The organism is Microbacterium testaceum (assembly GCF_001476655.1).
Lineage (GTDB): Bacteria > Actinomycetota > Actinomycetes > Actinomycetales > Microbacteriaceae > Microbacterium > Microbacterium testaceum_C.
Genome location: NZ_LDRT01000233.1, coordinates 1 through 2,129 on the forward strand (window position 1 = coordinate 1; position 2,129 = coordinate 2,129).

Consider the following 2,129-nt stretch of genomic DNA (forward strand, 5'->3'; position numbering starts at 1 on the left):
CCGCCGCGGCGTCCGCCCCGACCGCGTCCCGCGTACGCCCCTCTGTCCGCGGGGCAGGTGTTCCTGCGGGGAATGCTCGTGTCGGTGGCGGTCCTCGTCCTGGTCTTCCTGCTGAACCTGCTCGTCATCAGCCACGTGTCGCACTTCGCGGCTCAGCAGCAGCTTCGGGACACCTTCCGCGCCGAGCTCGCCGCCGGGACGGCTCCCGTCAGCGAGGGGGACTTCGAGGATCACCTGCTCCCGGACGGCGCCCCCGTCGGCATCCTGTCCATCCCGCAGCTCGGCGTCGACGAGGTCATCTCCGAGGGGACGACCTCCGGCGTGCTCATGCACGGGCCGGGGCACCGACGCGACACGGTGCTGCCCGGTCAAGCCGGGGTGAGCGTGGTCATGGGACGCGCGGCCGCCTTCGGTGGTCCCTTCGGCCGACTGCAATCGCTGCAGCCGGGGGAGACGTTCACCGTGCGGACCGGTCAGGGCGAGCAGTCCTTCGAGGTTCTGGGTGTGCGCTACGCCGGAGACCCGACGCCGCCGGCCCCGGTGCGCGGCGAGAGCCGCCTCATCCTCGTGACAGCCCGGGGTGGTCCGTATCTCCCGACGGGTATCGCCTACGTCGACGCGCGCGCGACAGGGTCGGCCGTTCCCGCCGGCGCGCGCCAGACCACCTCGATGACGCTGCCGCCGCAGGCGAAGCCGCTGGCCACCGACATGACGACCGTGTGGGCGCTCGTGTTCGCCCTGCAGTTCCTCGTGGTGGCCGAGTTCGCGGCCGTCTGGGCCTATCGGCGCGTCGGCTGGCAGAAGACGTGGATCGTCTTCGCCCCCGTCCTGCTGCTGGCGAGCGTCTTCGTCTCCGACCAGCTCGTCCGTCTTCTCCCCAACCTCCTGTGAGCGGTACCGACATGACCTCCACCCCCGCATCCCCTGCCGACGAAGGCGTTCCCCGCGCAGCCGCGCGTGAAGCCGCCGCGCGCGAAGCCGCCACGCACGAAGCCGCCGCGCGGGCCTACGCTGAGCGCGAGAGCGCCGACCTCGCCCACACCGAGGTTGTATCGGGCGACGAGGCCGCGCGCGCCGCGGCCGACCCCTACATGACCGACGTGCTCAACGCCGAGGAAGCACGCATCCTCGCCGAGATCGAGTTCGAGGGGCTGACCGCCGGAATGGCCGGGGCGCCGACCGCCGGGGACGTGCCGCCGTCGCGCCGCGCGGGTCGTCTCTTCTCGCGGAACACCGACGCGCGAGCGGAGACTCCCGCCACCGCCCCGGCTCCGGTCGATGCTCACACCGCCGTGCTCGCGGCCCCGTCGGCTTCCGCCGTGTCATTGCTCGGCGGCGCCTCGGCGACGGCGGAGCGCATCGCCGCGGCCGAGGGTGCGCTCGCCGCGGCCGCGGAACGCGCCCCGCTGTCCGAGCTCGACGCCCGCTCGATCTCCGCATGGTTCGGCGATCACCAGGTGCTCCTCGACGTGTCGCTGACCATGCCCGCCGGTCAGGTCACCGCTCTCATCGGTCCGTCGGGGTGCGGCAAGTCGACGTTCCTGCGCATCCTCAACCGCATGCACGAGCTGGTGCCCTCGGCATCCCTCGCCGGTGAGGTGCTGCTCGACGGCGACGACATCTATGACCCGGGCCACCGCCTCATCGACGCGCGCAAGCACATCGGCATGGTCTTCCAGAAGCCCAACCCGTTCCCCGCCATGTCGATCTACGACAACGTCATCGCGGGCCTCAAGCTCACGGGCGTGCGCGCCTCGCGCGACGAGAAGGACCGCCTGGTCGAGACCTCCCTCGCCTCCGCTGGTCTCTGGAAAGAGGTCAAGGACCGCCTCCGTGCTCCGGGCGGCGGCCTCTCCGGCGGTCAGCAGCAGCGCCTCTGCATCGCCCGCTCGCTCGCGATCAAGCCGCGCGTCCTGCTCATGGACGAGCCCTGCTCCGCCCTCGACCCCACCTCGACGCGCGTGATCGAAGAGACGATGGGGGAGCTTCAGAAGGAGCTGACGATCGTCATCGTCACGCACAACATGCAGCAGGCGCAGCGCGTGTCGCAGCAGTGCGCGTTCTTCCTGGCATCCCAGGGTCAGCCCGGCCACATCGTCGAACACGGTGACACGGATGCCATGTTCGAC

General features: G+C 71.3%; 2 protein-coding genes. Both read left to right on the forward strand.

Translation table 11 applies throughout. The features are described from left to right. On the forward strand, positions 1–891 hold an 891-nt coding region (locus NS220_RS18650; RefSeq protein WP_242864690.1), incomplete at its 5' end, for a sortase. A 515-nt stretch (positions 892–1,406) separates the two neighbouring features. After that, a partial coding sequence (locus NS220_RS18655) for a phosphate ABC transporter ATP-binding protein (protein WP_242864692.1) occupies positions 1,407–2,129 on the forward strand: 723 nt, incomplete at its 3' end.